This is a genomic window from Variovorax sp. TBS-050B (assembly GCF_029893635.1).
GTDB lineage: Bacteria > Pseudomonadota > Gammaproteobacteria > Burkholderiales > Burkholderiaceae_C > Variovorax.
In genome coordinates this window covers 2,560,091-2,576,806 of record NZ_JARXYR010000002.1, presented here as the reverse complement: position 1 = coordinate 2,576,806, position 16,716 = coordinate 2,560,091, and the positions used below count along the sequence as shown (strand labels likewise).

The following is a 16,716-nucleotide window of genomic DNA, read 5'->3' as shown; positions in this document are numbered from 1 at the left end:
TCAGCCCTCCGGGGTTTGGGGTGCCGTGCCGGTGGGCGCGGACGGCTCCTGCATGGCGGCCGGGTCGCGCCGCTGCGCCCACATCGCCCGCAGCTTGGCGCTGAGCGAGGCCACGGGCTCTGTGGTGCGCATCTCCACCGTGACCGGATCGATGCCCAGCGAGGCGTAGACATTCGCATAGGCGTTCTGCAGGTCCGCAAGCGCCATGTCGTAGCGCACCTTCGAGACCAGCGTGTTCATCCGTTCGCGGATGAGCGCCTGGCGGCCGAGCGTCCCGACCTGGACCCCGGCTTCGATCTGCGCCTCGATCCGGACCTGTACCTCGTGAAAGCGCCGGGCCGTCCGGAATTCCTCGAGCCGCAGCACGTAGCGCGCCTGGGACACCTCCACCTGCGTGGCCACCGCCGTCGTGAGCGCCAGTTGGCGGTGGTCGAGCGACTGGCCCTGCGCCCTGATCTTCTGCTGCTCCGCGGGCAGGCGGAACACGTTCAGCAGATTCCAGCTCGCCCGCGCGCCCCACCCCACCCAGTTGCCGTTGTAGAGAAAGCTGTTGTCGCTGTGGTTGCTGCTGACGGACACCCGCAGGCTCGGCAGCATGCGCAGGTAGGCGGCCGTGGCCTCCCGGTCGTTGCTGCGCAGCTGGTAGGCCACCTCGCGCAGTTCGGGGCGGTTCTCGATCGCCATGCGCAGCAGCGCCTCCCCGTCATTGGCGTTCCCGCCCGCCAGCGGCTGCGGCTCCCAGTCGATGGAAGTGGGTGGAAGGGCCACGCGGTAGGCGGTGCGCGGCGGCAGGTTCATCAAGGCGCCCAACTGCCGCTTGGCCACGCCGAGCTCGCGGGCCAGGGCCTGGATGTCGCGGCGGATGCCGAGCATCTCGCGCTGGTAGCCCAGCGGCGCGAGCGGCGAACTCAGCCCCACCTTTTCCTGCTGCTCGGCCAGTTCGAGCGCCGCCTGCGTGCTGCGCTGCAGTTCCTCGATCTGGTTCATCAGGCGTTCGGCGCTCACCGCGCGCCAGTAGGCGGTGCGCACGTCCTCGACCAGCCGGTTGAACACCTTGCGCCTGCGCTCCTCGGCGATGTTGACCTGATCGGCCGTCTGCTGCGCGCGCACGTACGACAGCCCGAAGTCGAGTACGTCCCAGCTCAGGGCGAGCTCGCCCGCCAGCACGCTGCGGTCGGACGAGGTGGACGGCTCCAGCGAAGTGCGCCCGCTCAGCAGCGAGCGGCTGCTGCCGCCCGCGTCGCTGTCGCGGCCCGTGTAGTCGAGCGACGCGACGAGCTTGGGCAGCATGTCATGGCGCTGAAGATCGAGCTCCTTGCGGCTCAGCGCGAGGTTCATCCATTCGACCCGGCCGTCGAGGTTGTATTTGATCGCCCGTGCCATGGCTTCATAAAGATCGACCGGCCCGGTGAGCGGCTCCTGGCCGGCCGTGGCGCGCTGGAGCAGATCGACGGAACGGGCGCGGTGCTCGTCCTGCGCAAACGGTTCGGGCTGCACGGCGCAGCCGGCGAGGACGACCGCCGGAAAAATCGCCGTGCAAAAGCGACCCGCATTGCTGCGCCTGCTTCTCCAACTATTTGTCGACCTGATGGACATGGATCACCTCTTTTTATTCAGCCCGGCCGTCGAATTGATTTCCTCCGAACATCAATTGCCAAGAAGCGCTCGCCGGGTGCTGGCCTCGTTTTTCGACTTCCTTTTTTCAACTCGACTGACCGAGACTTCGGGGCGCGACCTTCGGCTTGGCCTGGTGAAATCCCGAATGCTTGTCGATTCCAAGCAACTCGAAAAATCAATTTACCGCTGAACCGAGTTAATAGTCGTCAACAATAAAATTGGAGGGATTTTCTGTTCGCAAAGCTGCTGGCGCAGAGTGGCCGGTGCTCTGCGGGGCGGCGAGCGATGGGCGCGCGGCGGGATCTGGCAGATGCAGAATTGAGTGAGAAAGAATGCATTCGGCGCGAATTCGCCTGCTTCCCGGGATAGCCGCTTGAAAACTATTGCCGCCCAATTGGAACTTTTATATTCCAAGATAGATTCCATAGCGCAATGGCATTCATCGACGCACGGCGAGCCAAAAATATTGGCGTGGTTTTTTATCGTTCTTTAATATTCGAGCGCGGCGTTGCTTCTCGTTATCAAGAAAAGCCTCGAAGCATCCGCCACGTCCCACGCGCCATTGCGCGATTTGCGTGCGCGCGGCGAAATGCAGCGCAATCGGGAGAAGGGGGGGGAAATGTCGCCGCGAGCTTCACGGACGAGGGCGTCCGATCGAACGATTCGTGAATGGCGGCTGCAGCCGCGTGGCTCGGCGGCGTCGGGCGACGATGAGGGAGCGAGGGAGGAGAAGTGGTGCCGCTTGTCCGAATCGAACGGACGACCTTCCGCTTACAAGGCGGGTGCTCTACCAGCTGAGCTAAAGCGGCACGGATTCCTGCTGATTCTACGAGGCGAACCGGCGGCCCCTGCCGGGCCACGCCGCCTACGGCGCGTGGTTTGGTTGCCCGCCTGCGGCTACTTCACGCGCTTGAGCGACGGCCGGCTGCCGCCGCCGGCCGGCGGGCGCGGCGGCTCGTCGGGGGGACCGTTCTCGCCCGAGCCCACCGTCTCGTCGGGCTCCTCGCCGCTCACGAGATGGACGATCTTGCCGGCGTCGCCCTCGCTGCCGCGCGATGCGTCGCGCAGCGGCGTGCGTGCCTGCGGCGTGGCCGACGCGGTCCCGTCGTCGCCCCCCTGCGCCGGCACCGGCAACGGGAAGGCCATGCCCTGCCCGTTCTCGCGCGCATAGATGGCGATCACGCGCCCGACCGGCACCACGATCTCGCGCGCGGTGCCCGCGAAGCGGGCCTTGAACTCGATGAAGTCGTTGCCGAGCTTGAGCGAACTGGTCGCGTCGAAGCTGATGTTGAGAACGATCTCGCCGTTCTTCACGTATTCGCGCGGCACCTGCACGGTGTCGTCGACCTGCACCGCGACATACGGCGTGAAGCCGTTGTCGGTGCACCATTCGTAGAGCGCCCGGATCAGGTACGGGCGGGTGGAAGACGACTCGAGCGCGTTGATCATGAAAATTTTCTACCGTGCAATCGGTGCTTCGGCATTTTCGCGGAACACCGCGGAACCGGCTCTGCCGGGCCGCAGGTGTTGCCCCCCGGAAGGGGGTGGCGAAGCGACACGAAGCGCGCGAAGCCTGGGGGCGAACCTTACTTGCGCATGACCTTTTCGGACGGCGTGAGCGCCTCGATGTAGGCCGGGCGCGAGAAGATGCGCTCGGCGTACTTCAGGAGCGGCGCCGCGTTCTTGCTGAGGTCGATGCCGTAGTAGTCGAGGCGCCAGAGCAGCGGCGCGATGGCCACGTCGAGCATCGAGAAGTTGTCGCCCAGCATGTACTTGTTCTTGAGGAACACGGGCGCGAGCTGCGTGAGGCGGTCGCGGATGTGCGAGCGTGCCTTTTCGAGCGCCTTCTCGTTGCCCTTGGCGGTGCGGTTCTCGAGCGTGGCCACGTGCACGAACAGTTCCTTCTCGAAGTTGAGCAGGAACAGGCGCACGCGGGCGCGGTCCACCGGGTCGCCGGGCATCAGTTGCGGATGTGGAAAGCGCTCGTCGATGTACTCGTTGATGATGTTCGACTCGTACAGGATCAGGTCGCGCTCGACCAGGATCGGCACCTGGCCGTACGGGTTCATCACGCTGATGTCTTCGGGCTTGTTGTAGAGGTCGACGTCGCGGATCTCGAAGTCCATGCCCTTCTCGAACAACACGAAGCGGCAGCGGTGGGAAAAGGGGCAGGTCGTTCCTGAATACAAGACCATCATGGCGAGAGACTCCTAAAAATCAAAAAGAGTGGGTCGCGTTGGCAACCCACTCTGCGGGACCGGCCGCGCAAGGCGCCGTCCGGTCGGCGTGGACGGAACTACTTGACGTCTTTCCAGTACGAGGCGTTCAGTCGCCACACGAACACCAGCGACATGACGAGGAACAGCAGCACCCACACGCCGATGCGGATGCGGGTGTTCTGTGCCGGCTCGGCCATCCATTGCAGGTAGCCGACGAGGTCGCCCACGGCGTTGTCGAACTGCAGCGGCGTCATCGTGCCGGGGGTGACCTGTTCCCAGCCCTTGAACACTTCGGTCTCGTGGCCGTGCTGCACGACCTTGGTGTAGACCGGGCGGCGTTCGCCCTGCAGTTCCCACAGCGGGTTCGGCATGGCGACGCTCGGGAACACGAGGTTGTTCCAGCCCGTGGCCTTGGTGTCGTCGCGGTAGTAGGTGCGCAGGTAGGTGTAGAGGTAGTCGGCGCCCGTGCCGCCATGGCCGGCGCGCGAGCGGGCCACGAGCGTCAGGTCGGGCGGCGTGGTGCCGAACCATTCCTTGGCCTGGCGGGCATCGATGTTGGCCTTCATGGTCTCGCCGACCTTCTCGGTCGTGAACAGAAGGTTGTCCTTGATCTGCTGCTCGCTGATGCCGATGTCCTGCAGGCGGTTGAAGCGCATGAAGGCTGCCGAGTGGCAGTTGAGGCAGTAGTTGACGAACAGCTTGGCGCCGTTCTGCAGCGAGGCCACGTCGGTGGTCTTGTTGGGCGCCTTGTCCCAGGCGATGCCGCCCTCGGCAGCCGAAACGGCCGTCGCGGAAAAGGTCAGGCCCAGCGCCAGACCCACAACCGCGATCCAGCCAGAAATGCTTTTCTTCATCGTGTTTCTCTCGAGCTCTCTTGGGCTTCTCAATGGGCGGCGAAGGTCACGCGATCCGGCACGGGCTTGAACTCGCCCTTGCTGCTCCACCAGGGCATGAGCAGGAAGAAACCGAAATAGAACAGCGTGCCGATCTGGGAGATGGTCTGCGCGATGTCGAGCGCGAACGAACCGATGACCAGGTTGCCCCAGACGCCGGGCGCCTGGATGCCCAGGTAGCCGAGGATCAGGAAGAAGAAGACGAAGACGCCGTAGACGTACTTGTGCCAGCTCGGACGGTAGCGGATCGACTTGACCTCGCTCTTGTCGAGCCAGGGCAGGAAGAACAGGATGATGACCGAGCCGCCCATCACGACCACGCCCCAGAACTTGGCGTCGAAGGCCTTGAGCAGGAAGATCGCCACGGCCGCCACGACGATGGCCGCGATCTTCAGGCCCATGCCCGACCTGCCCTTGACGAAGTTCAGGATCGCGGCAAGGCCGATGATCAGCGCGAACACGTTGACCATGTCGTCGGTGGTCGCACGCAGCATCGAATAGAAGGGCGTGAAGTACCAGACTGGCGCGATGTGGTTCGGCGTCTTGAGCGAATCGGCGGGGATGAAGTTGTTGTACTCGAGGAAGTACCCGCCCGCTTCCGGCGCGAAGAAGATCACGGCCGAGAAGATCGTGAGGAACACCACCACGCCGAAGATGTCGTGCACCGTGTAGTACGGATGCGACGGGATGCCGTCGAGCGGATGGCCGTCGGGGCCGCGCGTGGCCTTGATCTCGATGCCGTCGGGGTTGTTGGAACCCACTTCGTGCAGCGCGATCAGGTGGGCCACCACGAGGCCGAGCAGCACCAGCGGCACCGCGATCACGTGGAAGCTGAAGAAGCGGTTCAGCGTCGCGTCGCTCACCACGTAGTCGCCGCGGATCAGCAGCGCGAGGTCGGGGCCGACGAAGGGAATGGCCGCGAACAGGTTCACGATCACCTGGGCGCCCCAGTACGACATCTGGCCCCAGGGCAGCAGGTAGCCCATGAAGGCTTCGGCCATGAGGCACAGGAAGATCGCGCAGCCGAACACCCAGATCAGCTCGCGCGGCTTGCGGTAGCTGCCGTACATGAGGCCGCGGAACATGTGCAGGTACACCACGATGAAGAACGCCGAGGCGCCCGTCGAGTGGATGTAGCGGATGAGCCAGCCCCAGGGCACGTCGCGCATGATGTACTCGACCGAGGCGAAGGCGAGGTTCGCATCGGGCTTGTAGTGCATCACGAGGAAGATGCCGGTCACGATCTGGATGACGAGCACCAGCATCGCGAGCGAGCCGAAGATGTACCAGAAGTTGAAGTTCTTCGGGGCGTAGTACTTGCCCCACTGGTCGTTCCAGAGCTTCGTCAGGGGGAAGCGGTTGTCGACCCAGTTGAGGAGCTTCTCGCCCGCGGGCGCGTTGGGGGAGATTTCGCGGAATTCAGCCATGTTCTTCGTCTGCCTCAGGCCTTCTTGGAGTCTTCACCGATCAGGAGCTTGGTGTCCGACAGGTACATGTGCGGAGGCACAGGCAGGTTGTCGGGCGCGGGCTTGTTCTTGAAGACGCGGCCAGCGAGATCGAAGGTGGAACCATGGCAGGGGCAGAGGAAGCCGCCCTCCCAGTCGTTGGGCAGCGAGGGCTGCGGGCCCGATTGCAGGCGGTCGACCGGCGAGCAGCCGAGGTGGGTGCAGATGCCCACGACCACGAGCACGTCGGGCTTGATCGAGCGGTGCTCGTTCTGCGCGTACTTGGGGGTGAATTCGTCGGGATGGCGTTTCGATTGCGGATCGGCGAGCTGGCCGTCGAGCTTGGTCAGCTGGGCCACCTGCTCGGGGGAGCGCTTGAGGATCCAGACGGGCTTGCCGCGCCATTCGACGGTGATCTTCTCGCCGACCTTGAGGCCTGCGATGTCCACTTCGACGGCAGCGCCCGCGGCCTTGGCCTTCTCGGAGGGCTGGAACGTACTCACAAAGGGAATCGCGGTGGCCACGCCTCCCGCTACGCCGGCACAGCTGGATGCGATCAACCACGTCCGCTTGCTTGTGTCGATCCGGGGGGAGCCGGAGGTCATGTCACTCATGGGGATCCTCTATGTCTTCTTCGCTGGAGCAGGGTCAACCCGCGATTGTAGCGGGCTGTTGCGTGCATATTCAACGCCGGCAGCCGGCGCGACGCGAATGGCGTGCCGGCGCATCCCCGCACACCATTTAAGAACAATGAATTAGCAATTCATTTCAAAGACATTTCGACACAGGGTCTTGCAAGTAAAAACGCCTTAAAAGGTAAATTAGTTGCGACACACTTCGCCAACTGATAGGCTTCTCTCAACTGTTAATTTGCCATTGAAGAGGATATTCGCCATGAGAATTAAGCCATTGGTTTCCGCGACCGCCGTCGCCGTTCTGGGCATTTCTTCGGCGTTCGCTCAAACGCCGCCTTCGCCGCCGCCGGTCTCGACCCCGGGTCCGCAGCCGGCGAGCGCGACGGGTGCCACCAACTCGGCCTTCGGCCGCATCACGGCCGGCCAGGCCGGCGGCATCGCCGCCAGCGTGGGCCTCGCGGCCGCCATTGCCAGCGGCAACGGTGGCAACAGCGGCGGCGGCAGCGGCACGGGCGGTACCGGGGGCACCGGCACGGGCACGACCGGCACCAACTGACCGTGCCGGCCCTCCCCGCGGGAGGGCAATCGCCGAGAGCTCCGCGCGCCGGTTTCGCTGCGCGACTGGTCGAATGCTGTCTGCTGGCAGCATTTCTTTTGGGCGTTGGCGGCTGCTCTTCCGGTTCCTCGGCCATGCTGGCCACCGCGCGGCATTTGTACAACGGCAAAGCCGCCGCACCCGAACCCACCTTCAATCCGAATTACCGCTATTTGCGCGTCGTGACCGGCGGGCAGGCGGTATTCATGGTGCTCGGCTATATCGACCAGCGGCCCGAAGGGGCCGTCGAGGTCTGGTACAGCGGCAGCGGCGAAGTGGTGCGGTTGCTCGACGGGCGTCTGGTCGGCACCACGGGCCTTTCGACCGACTGGCGCGAGGTGCGCCTGTCCGATCCGCCCGGCTGGTCCCAGGCCGACGCCCGCACCTACGTGCGCGAGCGCGACATGATGCCCGGCTACCGCTTCGGCATCCGCGACCGGATCGTGCAGACGCCGATCGCCCCGCCGCCCCAGGTGGCGCTGGCCGGCACGGCCGCGTCGTCGCTGCGCTGGTACGAGGAGCGCAGCACCTCGCGCCCGGCGAGCGCCGCGCTGCCGCCCGCGCGCTTCGGCGTGTCGCAGGCGGGCGGAACGCCGCGCGTCGTCTATTCCGAGCAATGTATTTCCAATGATCTGTGTATGAGCTTCGAGCAGTGGACGCCTTCTTCTCCAGCACCCGTCGCAGCGGCGAGCGCTGGTACATGAGCCGTCTGCTTCCCCGTGGCTTCGGCAAGGATCCCCGGCCCCTGCGCGCTGCGATGGCCGCCTGCGCGCTGGCGGCAAGCTGCGCCGCGGGCGCGCAGGCTCCAGGCGGCGGCGCGGTCGACAACCCCGCGCCCGCCGGCGATGCGGACATCCGCCCGGGCGAGCGCCTGAGCGCCTGGCTGCTGCGCCAGCCCGCCGCCACGGCCTCGCCGGGACTCGCATGGCGCGTTCCGCAGGAGCGCCTGGCGCAGCAGTTCCTCAAGAACACCCTGCTGGTGCGGCTCGAGGCCGCCCGCAAGCGCGCACCGCGGCAGGAGCAGCCGCAGCGCCAGCAGTTGATCGCCTGGCTGCAGGGCCTGCCGATCACCGGCCGCGTGGCGCTGGGCATCGTGGACCCGCGCTGGCTCGAAGCCCATCCCGAGCAGGATCCGGTGCTGACGGCCGGCCAGCAGCTCGTGGCGCCGCCGCCGGTGCTGAAGACGGTCTCGGTGCTCCAGCCCGACGGGCGGCTCTGCGCGGTGGCGCACGAGCCCGGCCGCACCGCATGGGACTACGTGGCCGCCTGCGACCCCGAAGGAAAGCACGACTGGGCCTGGGTGGCCCAGCCCGACGGCCGCACCGCGCGCGTGGGCGTGTCGCCGTGGACGGCGCATCCCTCGGACGAGCCCGCGCCCGGCGCCTGGATCTGGTCGGCGCCGCGCGGCAGGGCGGATCTCGAGGGCATCTCCGAAGGGATGATCAAGTTCCTGGCGACGCAAGGCCCGTCTCCGCAGGAAGAAATCAGCGCACAGGCGCCGCCCGCGGTGCCGGAGCCCGCCCCTGCCGCGCAGCCCGATCCCGCAGCCGTCGCGGCACCGCCCGCGCCCCTCGCCCCCCCCGTGCCGCCGGCCTCGACGGCGATTTCCGTCCGCCCCGACCCCGCGCCGCAGTACCGCGCGCTGCAGACCAGCGGCAACGACTGGGGCGAGACCGGCCTGCTGCAGACGCCCACCGCCCGCATGGGCCAGACCGGCGACATGCGGACCTCGATCTCGCACGTTTCGCCCTACACGCGGCTGAACGTGATGTTCCAGCCGCTCGACTGGCTCGAGGCGGGTTTTCGCTACACGTCGATCAGCAACCGCATCTACGGCATCGGCCTCAGCAACCAGGGCTACAAGGACAAGAGCATCGACCTGAAGGCGAGGCTGTGGAAGGAATCGGCCTACCTGCCCGAAGTGGCACTGGGCTTTCGCGACATCGGCGGCACGGGCCTGTTCTCCTCCGAGTACCTGGTGGCGAACAAGCGCTACGGCGACTTCGATTTCAGCCTCGGCATCGGCTGGGGCTACCTGGGCAATGCCGGCAACATCAGCAACCCCTTCGGCCTGCTGAACAGCCGCTTCAAGACGCGCGTGAGCCAGACGACGTGGGGAGGCGCCAACTTCGGCCGCCTGTTCCGCGGGCCCGCGGCGCTCTTCGGCGGCGTGCAGTGGCGCACGCCCTGGGAGCCGCTGACGCTCAAGCTCGAGTACGAAGGCAACGACTACCAGAACGAGCCGCTCAACAACAACCAGCGGCAGCGGTCGCCGGTCAACATCGGTCTCGAGTACCGCTATGCACCGGGCATCACCTTCTCGGCCGGCTTCGAGCGCGGCAACAAGGTGATGATGGGCCTCACGCTGCAGACCAACCTCGCGACCATGCAGATGCCCAAGACGGCGGACCCGCCGGCGCCGCGGTTCACGCCCGATCCGCCCGCCACCTTCCAGGGCTGGGCCGCCACCGCGGCGGAGATCGAGAACCGCACCGACTGGACCATCCAGCGCATCGCGCCGCAGGGGGCGATGCTGCATGTGTGGATCACCGAAAGCGCCACCGTCTACCGCAGTGCGCGCGTCGAGCAGATCATCGCGGTGCTGCATCGCGATGCACCGGGCTCGATCCGGAACTTCGTGCTGCACTACTCCGAGCGCGGCCTGCCGATGCATGCGCAGGTGGTCGACCGCGGCGAGTGGGTCACGGCCCACTACCAGGCACAGACGCCGGCCGAACGCCGCGCCACCAGCCAGCGCGACTACGCGCCGGCACCCATCGGCGCCGACGATCCGAAGCCCGTGCTGCAGGCCGCGCGCGGCGATGCGCCTGCGGCCACCAAGGCCGGCGCGGCCGAGGGCCAGGCGCTGCCCGCATGGGAGCGGCACACGCCCAAGTTCAGCATCGGCCTGACGCCGAGCCTGGGCCAGATCCTCGGCGGCCCGAACGCCTTCGTGCTCTACCAGATCGGCGTGCAGGCGGTGGCCGAATACCGGTTCACGCCGAGCACCTGGGTCAACGGTGCGCTCAACCTGCGCCTGGTCGACAACTTCGACAAGTTCACCTACACCGCGCCCAGCAACCTGCCGCGCGTGCGCACCTACCAGCGCGAGTACGTCACCTCGAAGCGGCTGACCATGCCGGTGTTCCAGCTCACGCACGTGGGCCGGATCAACGACAACCAGTACTACAGCGTCTACGGCGGCGCGCTCGAAACCATGTTCGCGGGTGTGGGCGGCGAATGGCTCTACCGGCCGTGGCGCAGCAAGATCGCCTTCGGCGTCGACTTCAACCACGTGCGGCAGCGCGACTTCGAGCAGGACTTCGGGCTGCGCGACTACAAGGTCAACACCGGCCACGCCACGCTCTACTGGGACACCGGCTGGCACGGCGTGCTCGCCAAGATCAGCGCAGGCCAGTACCTGGCCGGCGACCGCGGCGTGACCATCGACATCAGCCGCCGCTTCGACAACGGCGTGGTGCTCGGCGCCTATGCCACCAAGACCAACGTCTCGGCCCGGCAGTTCGGCGAAGGCAGCTTCGACAAGGGCATCTATCTCGCGATTCCCTTCGACGCGCTGCTGCCGCGCACGAGCAAGTTCACCGCCAACTTCGCCTGGGCACCGCTGGTGCGCGACGGCGGCGCGCGGCTCGGGCGGATCCATCCGCTGTACGAGATGACCTCGGCGCGCGACCCGAGCGCCTACAAGTTCAGCGCACCCGACAGCGGCGAGCCGCGCACGGGCGACAACATCCTGAACTTCGGCCGCTGAGCGGGGCCGGGCCGGCTCAGCGGCCCGGCGAGGCCTGCGCGCCGCGCATGATGAAGAACAGCCAGACGATCATCGCGGCCGCCATGCAGGCGAAGCCGATGGTCATCGCGTGGATGGTCTGGATGTAGGAGATCGGAAGCCGTGCCAGGCGCATGCAGGCCGCGAACACCAGCGCCCCGAAGATGGAGCACCACAGCAGCGCGCCGGGGCGTCGGGCGGCCCTGAAGCCGGTGCGCAGGCACATGGTGAGCCCGAAGATCGCGGGCGCGTAGAAGAAGGGCGAGAAATCCATGCCCGCATAGTTCGCGCCGAAGGCCAGCACCACCAGGTGCGGACCGAGCAGGCCGAGCACGACGCCGCCGAGCTCGGCAACCAGAAAGCCGAAGACCACGAACTTCACGAACAGGCCGAAGGCCTCCCGGCGTGACTCCGAGTGCCAGTTCGCCGCGAGCCGCGGCAGGATGTAGTAGCCCAGCGCCAGCAGCACGTACTGCATCGGCAGCAGGAAGGTGATGTAGATCTTCAGCAGCCCGCCCTGCGCGGCGTCCGCCGAAGAGCCCAGCAGCAGGATCGCGCCGCCGGTCATGATCCAGCTCATGAGCTGGGAAAGGCTGGCCTTCCAGCCGTAGCTCGCGGCTTCGCCGATCGTCAGCGCCGGCGTGCCGGCCGGCGCGGGCAGCGGCGCCATCACGCGCCGGAAGTGCGCTGCGACGAGCAGCGCGAAGGGCAGCTGCACGACGGCGATCCACAGCAGCGCCTGCGCCCAGGTACCGGGACGGAGGCCGATCAGCACCGCCACGTAGCCGACGCAGACCAGCACCCCCGAGACACAGAGCGCCAGAAAGCGCCGCCCCACGAGCAGCATGCTGCGCGCGATCCAGAAGATCTCGTAGCCGACGATCAGCGCGATGCCGGCGGCACTCACCGGCCCAGGAAAGCTCGTGAACTGCCACGCCAGGAAGCCCGCCACCGAGACCGCGAGCACCAGCGCCCAGCTCCACCACGCAGCCGAGCGGCCGGCGTAGTAGCGCCGGATCAGGAGCGGCTCGTGCACCACGGCCGTGTGCAGGATGTACTGGAAGCTGACGATCGCAAGAAAGGCCGACGCGATGCCGAAGTCCGCGGGCGACAGCGCCCGCGCAAGCGCGAAGCTCAGCAGCAGCTGGCTCGCGCTGTAGATGCACTGATCGGCAATCGCATAGACCGGACCGAGGCGCTTCCGAATGCCCGCGAAGCTCATTCCGCGATGGAGAGCAGGACCGGGTAGGCGGTGGCCTCGGCCGCGAAACCGCCCTCCACGGGCGCGCCGCAGCTGCCATGGCGCACCTGCGGGAAGAACTCCACGCGCGTGCACTTGCGGCCTTTCTCGGCCGGCACGACCACGTCATGCCCGGCGCCCTGCGTCCACACCACGTGCAGCAGCGTGCTGCCGCGGCTCAGCACCAGCCTGTTCACGCCGGCGCTGCTCTCGAAGGAGACCTTCCGGGCAGTGCGCACGATGCGCAGGAATTCGGTGAGGCTCGCGAAGGCCTCCTTCTTCTCGCCGCTCTTCGACTTGAGGCCGAAGTTGTCCTCGCGCGCAACGACCGAGGTGCCCCGGTCCTTCCAGGCATAGAGGTTCAGCAGCTTGATGCCCGCCGCGACGTTGGTCAGGTACTCGCGGAAGATCAGCGAGGCCTGCGTGTTGCGGTCGCGCACCGGCAGGTACGAGGCATAGCCCCACTCCGAGGCGACGATGCCGACCCTGTTCAGCTGCCGCTGGTCGAGCTGCGCACGCAGCTTGGCGTAGTCGGCGATGGCGGTTTCCGGCACCGCGCGGTAGGGATGGATCGAGATGTCCGTCAGGCAGTCCGACTTCGCGGCCGAGACGAAGGCGCTCTCGAGCGGCGCGGGCACCTGGCCCGCGTTGAACGGCAGCTTCGCGAAGCCGAAGCCCATGACGATCTTCGGCGGCGTCTTCAGCTGCGCGATGCTGCGGCAGAACTCCGCGGTCGCGGTCTCGAAGGCGGGGAACAGCGCGGGGTTCAGGAAGGTCTTGTGGTCGGGCTCGTTCCACAGCTCCCACACGGCCACCTCGGCCGCATGCGTTTCCATGAACCGGCGCGCGAAGTCGGCGAACAGCTTCTCGCGCTGGCCGCCGCCCAGGTCCGCGGGCTGCTGGCCCCAGATCTCGCGGCCGCCGAACAAGGTAACGATCGCTTCGAGGCGCGCGTTCTTCACGCGCCGGATCAGGTTCGCATAGTCGATGGACGCGGGGTTCACGCTCTTGAGCGGCGGCCGCGCGCCGAAGCGCACGAACTCGAAGCCCGAAGCCTTGATCTCGCGCAGGTCGTCGTCCGAGATGTCCGCCGGGTCGATCTGCACGCTGAGCGCCACCGGGTAGTCCGAATGCAGCTCGGCGATGCCGCGGGCCTGGGCGGAAACGGCGATCGCCGCCAGCGCCACCGATGCGCACAGCCAGGCACATGCGCGGCGCAGGCCGCGCGGCGAAAGCAGGGACGGGTTCCTCTTCAAAGCACCGACTCCTTGTACAGATCGACGATGGCGGCATTCATCCGCTCGGCGGTGTATTTCTGCTCGAAGAGCGCACGCCCTGCCCGGCCCATGCGCATCAGCTGCTCCGAGGACATGCCGTCGATCTCGTGCAGCATCTCGTCCAGCCGTTCGAGCGGGAACAGGCGGCCGCTGCGGTTGTCCTCGACGATGTCGACCAGCCCGCCGACCGCGGACGCGAACACCGGCTTGCCGCGCGCCATGGCCTCGATCGCGACCAGGCCGAAGCCCTCCCAGCGCGACGGCACGATGATCGCGTCGCACGTGCGGTAGGCCTCGTCGAGGGCATCCTTCTCGAGCCAGCCCCTGAACTCCACCTCGTTGGGCTTGGCGATCGGCAGGTCGTTGCGGACCGCTTCGCCCACCACCACCAACTTGAAGTTCGGCCGCACCCGCAGGTAGGCGTCGAGCAGCGCATCGATGCCCTTCTGCCGGTCGAGCCGGCCGACGAACAGGATCGTTCGCTGCGCCGACGGCGGACGCGCCACCGCTTCGAACTCGGCGGGTGCAGGTACCGCGGCCGAGGCCGCGATGCCGTTCGGAATGCACTTGCAGCGCTTGATGCCGAACTTCTCGGCCAGCCGCAGTTCGTGGTCGCTGATGCAGATGATGGCGTCGCTCCAGTGCGAAAGAAGCCATTCGATCCAGCGGTAGATCGTCTTCTTGTACGAGGGCCCGATCTGGTCGAAGGCCCAGCCGTGCGAGCAGTAGACGATGCGGGTCTCGGCCGGCACCTGCCCGAGCAGCGCCATCGCACGCACGATGCCGCCCGCGATCGAACTGTGCAGATGCAGCACCGTCGGCCGCTCGCTGCGGATGATCCGGCGGATCTCGGCGGCATAGCCCGCCAGCACCAGCGGGCTGCGCGCCGTGGGCACCACATGCGTGTCCTGCGGGCTCAGCCAGTCCACCGGGCCGGGCAGCACGAACTTGGCCTGGGTGATCGCGGGCGAATTCTGCTGGAAGCCCGAGACCATGCGCAGGTAGGTCTCCAGGCCGCCCTTCAGGGTCTCGGCGATGTGCAATATCTTCATGGCCGCCACTCGTTCGTCAGATCAAGGCATGGACGCCGGCCACGACCTGGCCGCGCAGCGCGTCGAGCCGCTGGCGATCGGGCTGGCCGTCGTTCAACAGGTCGAGCACCGAGGCGCCGAGCTTCTCGGCGCGCGGCGACAGGTCGAAGAGGTAGTGCGTGCGGCCGGTCAGTTCGAAGAAGGACGCGACCTTCTTGTCCCAGTTCATTCCGATGGAGGGAATGTTCAGCCCGTAGGCCACGATGTTCGCGTGCAGCCGGTGCGCCACGATGCATGAGCACGCGCTGATCAGCGACACCAGCTCGTCGGGATAGCGCGGCACCAGGAAGGCCGGCTTGGCCTCGCCCGCTGCCGAGGCGATTTCCTCCAGCACCCGGTTGTCCTCGGAAGCGCCGTTGGTGAAATAGAGCACGCGCAAGCCCTTCGCGCGCAATGCGTCGGCCAGCCCCGCGAAGAAGCGCGCCGAGGACGTGGCATTCGGCTGGCCGTATTCCGAATTCATCACCAGCGCATCGAGGCTGCTGACGCAGATGCCGATGTCCCAGTTCTTCTCGGCCGAGAGTTCGCCGGAGAACGCATCGGCGCAGATCAGCGCCGGGTCCGGGACCACCTCGATGTGGGTCCTCGGCACCTTGAAATAGGTGTGCAGGTTGCGGGCCGATTCGGGGTCGCGCGTGGCGTAGAAGACCGGCCGCGCGTTGGCGATGAAGCGCTTCACCAGGAAGCGCCCCCAGAACGACCACTTGGCCGTCACGCCCACGCAGGCGACCACCACCTTCTTGCCGCGCAGGAGCCGGCTCAGCAGAAACAGCTTCGCCGGAAAGTTGAGCGCCACGTCGCAGAACAGCTGGCCGCCGCCGATCACCACCAGGTCGGCGTCGTCCACCGCGGCCTTCCAGTTCTTTCGCCAGGAAAGGAAATAGCCTTTCAGGCAGTAAAGAAAGACGATCAGCGACCTCAGCAGCGACGGCAATTTCGCGAACAGCCGGAAGGCGCCGCCGCCGCGCAGGTTGTCTTCCGCGAAGCCCTGGCGCCCCGCGATGTCCAGGAGTTCGAAGCGCGCCTGCGGGTACTTGAGCGCCGCGATGTGCGCGAGCGACGCGGCAATCACGCCGTCGCCCAGGTTGTCGCTGAAGGGCACGGCGCAGATCAGGATCTTCTTCATCTCGGGATCGGCCCAGGCATTCAGCGCGATCCGTGGCCCACGGCCACCACCCAGATGGTGCGCAGGAAGATGCCGATGTCCCGGCCCACGGAAAGCGTCTCGACATAGGCCACGTCGAGCGCGACGCGCGCCTTGTAGCTCAGCTGGTTGCGGCCGCTGACCTGCCACAGGCCGGTGATGCCGGGGCGCACCGCGCAGTAGTACGACCAGTCGGTGCCGTACAGGCCCTTCTGGTCGAGCATGCAGGGCCGCGGCCCGACCAGGCTCATGTCGCCCACCAGCACGTTCCAGAACTGCGGCAGCTCGTCGAGGCTGGTCTTGCGGATGAACTTGCCGAACGGCGTGATGCGCGGATCGTTCTCGAGCTTCTGGTACTCGTCCCATTGCTGGCGCGCCACCGGGTCGTTCTTGAGATGTTCCTCCAGGATCTGGGCCGAATTCGGCAGCATCGAGCGGAATTTGTAGAACTTGAACACCCGGCCGCCGCGTCCGAAGCGCGGCTGCGAATAAAGCACGGGCGCCCCGGAGGTGATGAGCACGCCGATGGCAATGATGGCGAAAAGCCAGCCGAAGGCGCAGAAAAAGAAAAGCGCGGCCGCAATGTCGACCGCCCTTTTGCCGGCGCGCAGCGCCGCGGGATGGCGGACTTTCATCCAGGCCATTTCATCCGCCACCACGCCGAATGCGTCCTCGCCGGCGGGCGCCATCGATTTTTCCGGATGGAAATTGCTCATGGTCATGCCCCAATTTCGCATTCGAGGGCGAAATGAATTTCCAGATGAAGAACT

16 protein-coding genes and 1 tRNA gene are annotated in these 16,716 nt (G+C 66.6%); 5 read left to right on the top strand and 12 right to left on the bottom strand.

The genetic code is table 11. The features are described from left to right. A complete protein-coding gene (locus M2165_RS14985) occupies positions 1 to 1,497 on the bottom strand; it encodes a TolC family protein (RefSeq protein ID WP_280815400.1) in 1,497 nt (498 codons plus the stop codon). Positions 1,498 to 1,534: 37 nt separating this feature from the next. On the opposite strand from M2165_RS14985, the gene M2165_RS14980 reads away from it, so the two are divergent. Beyond that, positions 1,535 to 1,807, top strand: a complete 273-nt coding sequence (locus M2165_RS14980; protein ID WP_280815399.1) for a hypothetical protein — start codon at positions 1,535 to 1,537, stop codon at positions 1,805 to 1,807. A gap of 242 nt (positions 1,808 to 2,049) precedes the next feature. Next, positions 2,050 to 2,286, top strand: coding sequence for a hypothetical protein (locus tag M2165_RS14975; RefSeq protein ID WP_280815398.1), 237 nt, complete (start codon positions 2,050 to 2,052; stop codon positions 2,284 to 2,286). A 64-nt stretch (positions 2,287 to 2,350) separates the two neighbouring features. Here M2165_RS14975 and M2165_RS14970 read toward each other — a convergent pair. The 6 genes from M2165_RS14970 to petA all read right to left on the bottom strand — a co-directional run bounded on the left by M2165_RS14970 (position 2,351) and on the right by petA (position 6,788). Continuing rightward, positions 2,351 to 2,426 (bottom strand) — tRNA-Thr (locus M2165_RS14970). 88 nt (positions 2,427 to 2,514) lie between these two features. Then, complete coding sequence (locus M2165_RS14965; protein WP_280815397.1) at positions 2,515 to 3,066, bottom strand: ClpXP protease specificity-enhancing factor; 552 nt, start codon at positions 3,064 to 3,066, stop codon at positions 2,515 to 2,517. A gap of 137 nt (positions 3,067 to 3,203) precedes the next feature. Further along, a complete protein-coding gene (locus M2165_RS14960; RefSeq protein WP_062473683.1) occupies positions 3,204 to 3,815 on the bottom strand; it encodes a glutathione S-transferase N-terminal domain-containing protein in 612 nt (203 codons plus the stop codon). Positions 3,816 to 3,913: 98 nt separating this feature from the next. After that, complete coding sequence (locus M2165_RS14955) at positions 3,914 to 4,690, bottom strand: cytochrome c1 (RefSeq protein WP_280815396.1); 777 nt, start codon at positions 4,688 to 4,690, stop codon at positions 3,914 to 3,916. Positions 4,691 to 4,719: 29 nt separating this feature from the next. Then, positions 4,720 to 6,156, bottom strand: coding sequence for a cytochrome bc complex cytochrome b subunit (locus M2165_RS14950; RefSeq protein WP_280815395.1), 1,437 nt, complete (start codon positions 6,154 to 6,156; stop codon positions 4,720 to 4,722). Positions 6,157 to 6,170: 14 nt separating this feature from the next. Then, on the bottom strand, positions 6,171 to 6,788 hold the full coding sequence (petA, locus tag M2165_RS14945) for a ubiquinol-cytochrome c reductase iron-sulfur subunit (RefSeq protein WP_280815394.1): 618 nt from the start codon (positions 6,786 to 6,788) through the stop codon (positions 6,171 to 6,173). A 295-nt stretch (positions 6,789 to 7,083) separates the two neighbouring features. Here petA and M2165_RS14940 point away from each other — a divergent pair, with 295 nt between their 5' ends. The 3 genes from M2165_RS14940 to M2165_RS14930 all read left to right on the top strand — a co-directional run bounded on the left by M2165_RS14940 (position 7,084) and on the right by M2165_RS14930 (position 11,176). Next, positions 7,084 to 7,365 carry a hypothetical protein gene (locus M2165_RS14940; RefSeq protein WP_280815393.1) on the top strand — a complete coding sequence of 94 codons (282 nt, stop codon included), beginning with the start codon at positions 7,084 to 7,086 and terminating at the stop codon, positions 7,363 to 7,365. A 134-nt stretch (positions 7,366 to 7,499) separates the two neighbouring features. Beyond that, positions 7,500 to 8,108 carry a YjbF family lipoprotein gene (locus M2165_RS14935; protein WP_280815392.1) on the top strand — a complete coding sequence of 203 codons (609 nt, stop codon included), beginning with the start codon at positions 7,500 to 7,502 and terminating at the stop codon, positions 8,106 to 8,108. Next, positions 8,105 to 11,176 (top strand): YjbH domain-containing protein, encoded by a 3,072-nt coding sequence (locus M2165_RS14930; RefSeq protein ID WP_280815391.1) that lies wholly within the window; start codon positions 8,105 to 8,107, stop codon positions 11,174 to 11,176. Before M2165_RS14935 ends, M2165_RS14930 begins: the two co-directional genes overlap by 4 nt. A gap of 16 nt (positions 11,177 to 11,192) precedes the next feature. Here the strand turns inward: M2165_RS14930 and M2165_RS14925 are convergent, their stop codons facing one another. The 5 genes from M2165_RS14925 to M2165_RS14905 are packed head-to-tail and all read right to left on the bottom strand — an operon-like array spanning position 11,193 to position 16,662. Next, positions 11,193 to 12,416, bottom strand: coding sequence for a hypothetical protein (locus tag M2165_RS14925; protein ID WP_280815390.1), 1,224 nt, complete (start codon positions 12,414 to 12,416; stop codon positions 11,193 to 11,195). Continuing rightward, positions 12,413 to 13,690, bottom strand: a complete 1,278-nt coding sequence (locus M2165_RS14920) for a hypothetical protein (RefSeq protein WP_280815389.1) — start codon at positions 13,688 to 13,690, stop codon at positions 12,413 to 12,415. The genes M2165_RS14925 and M2165_RS14920 overlap by 4 nt, the downstream gene beginning before the upstream one ends. Then, positions 13,687 to 14,763: a glycosyltransferase family 4 protein gene (locus M2165_RS14915; RefSeq protein WP_280815388.1), complete on the bottom strand. Its 1,077-nt coding sequence runs from the start codon at positions 14,761 to 14,763 to the stop codon at positions 13,687 to 13,689. Before M2165_RS14915 ends, M2165_RS14920 begins: the two co-directional genes overlap by 4 nt. A 16-nt stretch (positions 14,764 to 14,779) precedes the next feature. After that, complete coding sequence (locus M2165_RS14910; RefSeq protein WP_280815387.1) at positions 14,780 to 15,928, bottom strand: polysaccharide pyruvyl transferase family protein; 1,149 nt, start codon at positions 15,926 to 15,928, stop codon at positions 14,780 to 14,782. A 20-nt stretch (positions 15,929 to 15,948) separates the two neighbouring features. Continuing rightward, positions 15,949 to 16,662, bottom strand: a complete 714-nt coding sequence (locus tag M2165_RS14905; RefSeq protein ID WP_280817544.1) for a sugar transferase — start codon at positions 16,660 to 16,662, stop codon at positions 15,949 to 15,951. Positions 16,663 to 16,716 lie beyond the last annotated feature (54 nt).